Origin of the sequence: Bilophila sp. 4_1_30 (genome assembly GCF_000224655.1) — a bacterium.
In the GTDB taxonomy this organism is placed as follows: domain Bacteria; phylum Desulfobacterota; class Desulfovibrionia; order Desulfovibrionales; family Desulfovibrionaceae; genus Bilophila; species Bilophila wadsworthia.
Genome location: NZ_JH114232.1, coordinates 680,831 through 687,861 on the forward strand (window position 1 = coordinate 680,831; position 7,031 = coordinate 687,861).

The 7,031-nt window shown below is 60.5% G+C and carries 7 protein-coding genes; 3 read left to right on the forward strand and 4 right to left on the reverse strand.

Annotated features, from left to right (window positions below):
* Nucleotides 1-339: 339 nt before the first annotated feature.
* From HMPREF0178_RS09655 to def, 3 genes are all read right to left on the reverse strand, one after another.
* Nucleotides 340-1,137, reverse strand: a complete 798-nt coding sequence (locus HMPREF0178_RS09655; RefSeq protein ID WP_009733259.1) for a DUF116 domain-containing protein — start codon at nucleotides 1,135-1,137, stop codon at nucleotides 340-342.
* Nucleotides 1,138-1,302: 165 nt separating this feature from the next.
* A complete protein-coding gene (gene fmt / locus HMPREF0178_RS09660) occupies nucleotides 1,303-2,307 on the reverse strand; it encodes a methionyl-tRNA formyltransferase (RefSeq protein WP_005028375.1) in 1,005 nt (334 codons plus the stop codon).
* Nucleotides 2,308-2,826, reverse strand: coding sequence for a peptide deformylase (gene def, locus HMPREF0178_RS09665; protein ID WP_009733260.1), 519 nt, complete (start codon nucleotides 2,824-2,826; stop codon nucleotides 2,308-2,310).
* Nucleotides 2,827-2,996: 170 nt separating this feature from the next.
* Here def and HMPREF0178_RS09670 point away from each other — a divergent pair, with 170 nt between their 5' ends.
* Nucleotides 2,997-4,004, forward strand: a complete 1,008-nt coding sequence (locus HMPREF0178_RS09670) for a tRNA-dihydrouridine synthase (protein WP_009733261.1) — start codon at nucleotides 2,997-2,999, stop codon at nucleotides 4,002-4,004.
* Nucleotides 4,005-4,085: 81 nt separating this feature from the next.
* Complete coding sequence (locus tag HMPREF0178_RS09675) at nucleotides 4,086-4,964, forward strand: type II secretion system protein (protein WP_009733262.1); 879 nt, start codon at nucleotides 4,086-4,088, stop codon at nucleotides 4,962-4,964.
* Here HMPREF0178_RS09675 and HMPREF0178_RS09680 read toward each other — a convergent pair.
* Nucleotides 4,931-5,611, reverse strand: coding sequence for a Maf family protein (locus HMPREF0178_RS09680; protein WP_009733263.1), 681 nt, complete (start codon nucleotides 5,609-5,611; stop codon nucleotides 4,931-4,933). The genes HMPREF0178_RS09675 and HMPREF0178_RS09680 overlap by 34 nt on opposite strands.
* An 89-nt stretch (nucleotides 5,612-5,700) precedes the next feature.
* Between HMPREF0178_RS09680 and HMPREF0178_RS09685 the strand changes: the two genes are divergently transcribed.
* Nucleotides 5,701-6,723 (forward strand): bifunctional oligoribonuclease/PAP phosphatase NrnA, encoded by a 1,023-nt coding sequence (locus HMPREF0178_RS09685; protein ID WP_009733264.1) that lies wholly within the window; start codon nucleotides 5,701-5,703, stop codon nucleotides 6,721-6,723.
* Nucleotides 6,724-7,031 lie beyond the last annotated feature (308 nt).

A 7,031-nucleotide genomic window follows, 5' to 3' on the forward strand; every position in this document is an offset into this window, starting at 1 on the left:
GACTTTATCGAATCCCTGTTCGCAGATGGTTCGGGGATGGCTGAGCGGTGAAGCCTCCAATGAGTTTTTATTCAGAGAAAAGCTGTTGATGCCGTCCGAACGAAAAGAAAGGCGCGCCTGACGGCATCGGAACGAAAAGGACGGTTCCGTTTCCGGCGCAAGCCGGATGCGGAACCGTCCTTTCCGCTTTGAGGGGGCCGGGGGGAATTCGACCCAAAGGGCGGCGAAGCCGTGACCGTTGGGCGAGCTTGTGAGCCTTACGGGCATCGCACGCAGAGCGATTATCCCCGGACAGGGTCAAGGGGCGGTAGCCCCTTGCCGCCGGAGGCATACGCCATTCTACTTCATGCCGATGAAATGCCGGATGGCGGATTCGAGCCGCCGGATGCTAACGAAGGTGTCGAGGCAGGGGCCGTTGGGCCGCTCGTTGATGACGCCGAAGACCGGCAAGGGGTGCGTATCCTGAATGCCGGAGGACAGATCGCGCTCACAGGCCACGGCTACGATGAGCTTGGGGCGGGCCTGCACGACGATGCGGCGGGCGATGGTTCCCCCGGTGGCGATGGCGACCTGCACGCCGTAGGTGTCCCGCAGGTTGAGTACGTCCTTGAGCGGGCAGGCCCCGCAGCGGGCGCAGTTGTCGATGTGGTAGGTAAGGCGGTGGGTGCAGCGGCTCGACTGGATGCAGTGGGGCAGGAGCACGAGAAGCTGGCGCGGCTCGCACTGGATGCCGCTGCTGAGGACCAGCTCATTGTTGACCTTGATGAAGGAACGGCGCACGGCGGCTACGGGGATGCGCATCATCCGGCCCATGAGTTCCATGATCGGCAGGAGCAGGCGGATAGTGATATCGCGCAGGCGCGATGTGCCGAGTATGGGCTTTCCGGTGTAGGCATGGAGCACCAGCCCCACGGAAAGCCAAAGGATTCCGAGGATGGCCCCGCCGAAGACGATGCCCGCGATGAACGGGAGCCACGGATGGATGGCCGCGAACCCGATGGTCGGGACAAGCCAGATGAGCAGAAGCAGCACGCAGAGCAGGATGGCCGTGCCGATCACCAGACCGATGAACAGCCGCTTGCCGGTACCTTCGTATTCATCCTTGGACAGGGAAAATGCGGACTTGGAGATGCTCACCTTGGGTTCGCCCGAATGAGGTGAAAGGATTGAGGAACATCAAGGAAGATATTTTTTTCCGCGCAACGGGACTCCTCGTGCGCAGCCTCCCCACCAGTCAACGTTTTTGCGGGTGGGGGGGGCGTGGGCGGACACTTTTGGGACAAAGCGCCCTCCCACGGTCTTCTATCCTAAAGAGGGAGAAACGGCGCGGCCGCAGCCGTCCTTGTTGGCGGCGCGGCAATAACCGTTCCAGAAGGCCTCCGCGGACATGGGCTTGCCTCCGGCGGGCTTGAGCGTGGAAACCTCATACAGGGCGTCGCGGCAGGCGATGAGCAGCTTGCCGCCCCGCAAGGCCACGAGGGTTCCCGGAGCGGGGTGCCCACCAGTGAATGTCTCACCTACCCGGCCCGGCTGAAGCAGCGCGGGCAGGGGATCGCGCCCCGGCAGCAGGAATACCGTCTGTGCGCCGGGCCACGGGGTCACGCCCCGGATACGGGCATGGATGACGGCGGCGTCCTCATCCCAGTCAATGTGCCCGTCGGCCTTGGTCAGCTTGGCGGCGTAGGTCGCCAGCGCCTCTTCCTGCGGGATGGGCGTGGAGGGATCGCCGTCGGCGTACTGCCGGAGCACTTCCACCATGAGACGCCCGCCGAGATCGGCCAGTTCGTCGTGCATGGTGGCGGCGGTGTCGTCGATGCCGATGCCGAGCGCGCGCTGCAACAGCATGGGCCCGGTATCAAGCCCGCGCTCCATCCGCATGATGGTGATCCCCGTGAGGTGGTTGCCGTCCATGATCGCCCGCTGGATGGGGGCCGCGCCCCGGTACTGGGGCAAGAGCGAGCCGTGGACGTTGAAAGGCCCGATGGTCGGGATGTCCAGCACGGATTGGGGCAGAATGAGGCCGTAGGCGGCGACGACCAGCGCGTCGGGGCGGAGCCCGGCGAGCGCGGCGCGGTCGGCTTCGTCCTTGAAGTTGAGCGGCTGGAAGACCGGAATGCCGAGCTCCTGCGCCAGCACCTTGACGGCGGGCGGCTGGAGTTTGTGCCCGCGCCCGGCGGGGCGGTCGGGCTGGCAATAGGCGGCGACGACCTCGCAGCCGGGCCATGCCGCCACATGTCGGAGCACCGTGGCGGCGAAATCCGGCGTCCCCATGAATACGACGCGCATTTTCTGTTCCGGAGCGGCCATCTATTTCACCTGACTCTGACGGGTGCCTTTCTTGAGCTTGTTTTCGAACATGATCCGCTTGAGGCGGCTGATACGGTCGATGAACAGCTTGCCGTCCAGGTGATCGATTTCATGCTGGACGCAGATGGCAAGGATATCGTCCGCGTCGAAGCTGACGGGGTTGCCGTCCAGATCGGTGGCTTCGACGTGGACCCGGGCGGTACGGCGGACCTTGGAACGGTAGTCGGGCACGGAGAGGCAGCCTTCCTCGCTTTCCACATACCCGGCGTCCGGAAGGGGCGTCCATACGGGATTGACCAGCACCATTTTCCCTTCGCGCTTTTCGGGGCCGGTGACGTCGATGATGACGAGACGGATGAGCTGGCCCACCTGCGACGCGGCAATGCCGATGCCGTCCGATTTGTACATCGCTTCGGTCATTTCTTCGGCGAGTTTACGGATCTCGTCGGTGACTTCAGTGATGGGGAGGCTGGGCTTGCCAAGAAGCGGATTAGGATAAGTGACTATTTTCAAAGACATGTATGCTCTCGTATACGGGTTGGCATTCGTGGTTAAAACGGGTTAAGAAGCGTCTAGTCCTTCATGTTGAGGCACTATCAATACCCTGTCCGAACAATAATGTACAGATTGTACGCAAGCCTCGCCGGGCCGCCGGGACGGAGAACCTCCGCACGGCGGACGAGCGACCGATGGTGACCACCTTGCCGAACGACGTCTTTTTGCCTTTCGCTCCCGACAAGCCGTGGCTCGCCCCGTTGGCCGGATGGTCGGACTTGCCTTTTCGCCTGTTGTGCCGCCGGTTCGGCGCGGCGGTCTGCTGCACCGAGATGATCAGCGCCAAGGGGCTCATCTACAAGAGCCCCGGCACGGCGGAACTGTTCGCCACCTGCCCGGAGGACGGGCCTGTCGTCGTCCAGCTGTTCGGCAGCGAGGCACCTTTCATGGAGGCGGCGGCCGGGCAGCTCAGGGACAAGGGGTTCGTCTGGTTCGACTGCAATATGGGCTGCTCCGTCCCCAAGGTGGCGCGCACGGGGTCCGGCGCGGCGATGTGCAAAGACATCGACAACGCCCTGGCCGTTGCCGAAGCCCTGATCCGGGCTGCCGGGCGCGGACGCGTAGGCTTCAAGCTGCGCCTCGGCTGGGATGAGCCGGGACGTTCCCCCGCCGCCGAAACGTGGCGAGTGCTGGCCCCGGCGCTGGAGGCGCTCGGCGCGGGCTGGCTGACGCTGCACCCCCGCACGGCGAAGCAGGGCTTCACCGGGACGGCGCGCTGGGAATATCTCAGCGAGTTGAAAGCGCTTGTTTCCTTACCCGTCATCGCCAGCGGGGACTTGTTCACGGCGGAGGACGGTGTACGCTGCCTCGCCGAAACGGGCGTGGATACCGTCATGTACGCGCGCGGGGCCTTGCGGGATCCGGCGATTTTCAAGGCTCATCTCGATCTTCTCGCCGGGCGTGAACCCGAGGTTGCCGATGTGGCGACGCTGCTCGCCCGCATCCGGGAACATGCGCGGCTGGCTAGGGAACTCAGCACGGAAAAGGTGGCGCTGCTCAAAATGCGGACCATCGTACCTCGCTACGTCCGCCATATTGAAGGTTCGAAACAGCTCAGGGCGGATATCATTGCCTGTCGGAGCTGGGACGATTTTGAAAAAGCGCTGCACTCATTCGAGGCTGGAAAAAGTTCTTCCGAGTGATCTTGTATATTTTCCTCAGTCAGTTATTTACAGATAAGCAGTCCCGCCCAATTGTCACCCTACCGCCATGCCGGGGAATCTATGAAGTCTTCTCCTTACCGTCTGGGTTTTACCCTGATCGAAATCATATCCGTGCTGGTCATCCTCGGCATCCTCGCGGCTGTCGCCGTCCCCAAGTATTTTGATATGCAGGATGACGCCGAGAAAAAGGCCGCCCTTTCCGCCGTGGCCGAAGCGCAGTCCCGCATCCAGCTTTCTTTCGGGCAACAGATCTTGCAGGGAAAGCCGTGTGATAAGGCTGTGGAGGAAGTCAGCGAAATCAGTAAGCTGAGTGACGACGGCAAAAGTACGTTCGGCGATTTTTCTCTTGGTATTGACGAAAGCGCCAGCGGCGGGACCCTTACCACCGCCGGGGTGGTTATCTACGCCAAGCGTGGCGACAACGACACGGCGGTAGAGACGGGGGGGAAGTTGTATTTGCCGTCGTGTAGTGATGAAAAGGGGATCAGTGGAAATTTTCCTCAGGCGGTACTCGGTTATCTTGATAGAGTATTGGCTACCGACAGCCATGATTTCCGTGATGACATTTTGGGCGAAGTTATTTCTCTCGGCAATGGAGTCTCCTACACAGTAAAGAATATTGTAAATCAAGGTGGCAACGGTGCATATGTCGATTTGCAATACACTAATGCGAGTGGAGATACATTGACTTTTCAGGTTCATAAGAACAGTAACGGCGAGAGTTGGATTCAGCAGATGGTTGCTCATTCCAATGACGGAAAGTCCATCAACCTGATTAAGGACAATTACCGTGCCAACCTGAGTGATGCACAGATCCGCCAAGCCCAAAATATAGTCTCAAGCATGGGGATGGATACGTCCAGCTTTGGTCCTGCATTCGACTCAAAATTGGGTGCGGGTGTCCTCTATTTCGATAAAGGATTTGTTCCCAAACAGTGACGAGGAGCGATACTTCCCCCAGCCATAAACCTTTGCGCCACGGCAAGTACAGGGAGGCCCACGATTGTCGCCCATTGGCCTTTGATTCCCGAGACAAGGAAGGAGCCGAGGCCCTGTATGGCGTAGGAACCGGCCTTGTCGTCGCATTCGCCGGTGGCGGTGTAGGCGCGGAGCACGTCTTCGGGCCACTCCGCGAAGGTGACGTCGGCGGCGTCGTAAAACAGTTCCGTCCGGTTTTCCCCGTGGGCCGACAGCCAGATGATGCAGCACCCCGTATATACCGTATGCGTCCGGCCCGAGAGGTGCAGCAGCATGGCAAGGGCTTCGTCGCGGCTGGCTGGCTTGCCGAGGATGATCGGGCCGTGTTCCTCGTGCAGTACGACGATGGTATCGGACCCGAGGACCACCGCGTCGGGCGTTTCGGGCCCGGCGGCGCGGGCTACGGCCTCGGCCTTGGCTTGCGCGGCCCGCATGACATAGGCGGCGGGATCGTCTTCCAGCGTGGGGGCGGGTTCGGAGCCGTCCACAACCTTGATGGTAAAGTCGATGCCGAGGCTGCCGAGCAGTTCGCGCCTGCGGGGAGAGGATGAGGCGAGGATAATGGGGCGAAGCGCGCGGAATGCGCCGGAAGGCATGTTTTCTTGCACGTTTTTGGTCCTTTTCGTCTTTATGCTACTGGAAAAAGTTTGCGGAAGGCGCTAGCCTGACTTCACAGAGAAATCTGAAAGGAGTCACCATGTCGTCCACCCGCAAACTCAGTTCGCGTCTTACGCAGTTGTTGGAATTATTCAACCGCAATGACGACTGGCTCATCGTGATCAATGCCGATCCCGACGCGATGGCGTCGGCTATGGCCCTCAAGCGGATCATGTCCCATCGTACCGGGAAAGTCACCATTGCCCGGATCAACGAAATTTCGCGGCCGGACAATCTGGCGATGATCCGGTATCTGCGCATCCCCATGCTTCCGCTGACAGACAAGTTGAAAGCCTCCTATTCACATTTCGCGATGGTCGATTCGCAGCCGCATCACAACCCCGCCTTTGCGGGTATCCCGTTTTCCATTGTTATCGATCATCATCCGGCTGTTCCCGAGCATCCCGTGGACGCCGCCTATGTGGACATCCGGCCCCAGTACGGCGCGGTGAGCACATTGCTCACGGAGTACCTGCGGGCTTACCACATCCGGCCCGGCATCCGGCTTGCCACCGCCCTGCAATACGGCATCCGTACGGATACCGCGACGTTCACCCGCACGGGCACGGAAATCGACCTGCGCGCTTACCAGTATCTCGCCGCTCACGGGGATACCGCCTTGCTCACGCGTATCACCCGCAGCGAATACCTCCCCGAGTGGCTCAAATACTTTGCGCGCGCCTTCTCGTCCATGCATCAGTGCGGCTCCGGGGCCTACTGCTATCTGGATACGGTGGAGAATCCGGACATACTTGTGGTGGTTGCGGATTTCTTTACACATGTTCACAGCATCAAGTGGGTCGGCGTTTGCGGCGTGTACAACGATACCGTCGTTGTCATCTTCCGGGGTGACGGGCATGTCGATCTTGGTGAATTCGCCGCCTCACGTCTTGGTGCGCTCGGTAATGCGGGCGGGCACCGCGCCCTCGCGCGTGCCGAATTTCCCCTTGAGGCGACCGAAGGCCGCAGCGTCGATGTGTTCGTCTTCCGCAAGCTCACCGAAAAGCCCCAAAAGAAGAAAGTTGAAGACGTTGAGAGTGTGGAGGCGGGAGAGGAAGAGTAGGGTATGGATATGGAACCGGGGGAGGGAACCCTTTAAAAAGGGTTCCCTCTCCCCCTCCCCCGGACCCCCTCCTCTCTCCCTCCTAAACTTTTCGACTTTATCGAATCCCTGTTTGCGGCGTTCCCGTTTTGCCAGGGGACAGGGAGTGGCGTTTTTTCTTGAAAGCAGAAGGGCTGCTGAACACGATTGTTCAGCAGCCCTTCATATAAAGAGGTTGGATAAAATCCGTTAAGAGCGCCGACAGGAAAAGCCGGGAGCAGGGACTGGGTAAGGTCGAAAGTCTTTGAAAGGGAGGGGGATGGGGGTTT

What these genes read in the sequence shown, in the direction of transcription:
- fmt (WP_005028375.1), bottom strand. Translation starts at nt 2,307, where the DNA reads ATGGCCGCTCCGGAACAGAAAATGCGCGTCGTATTCATGGGGACGCCG.
- def (WP_009733260.1), bottom strand. Translation starts at nt 2,826, where the DNA reads ATGTCTTTGAAAATAGTCACTTATCCTAATCCGCTTCTTGGCAAGCCC.
- HMPREF0178_RS09670 (WP_009733261.1), top strand. Translation starts at nt 2,997, where the DNA reads ATGGTGACCACCTTGCCGAACGACGTCTTTTTGCCTTTCGCTCCCGAC.
- HMPREF0178_RS09675 (WP_009733262.1), top strand. Translation starts at nt 4,086, where the DNA reads ATGAAGTCTTCTCCTTACCGTCTGGGTTTTACCCTGATCGAAATCATA.
- HMPREF0178_RS09685 (WP_009733264.1), top strand. Translation starts at nt 5,701, where the DNA reads ATGTCGTCCACCCGCAAACTCAGTTCGCGTCTTACGCAGTTGTTGGAA.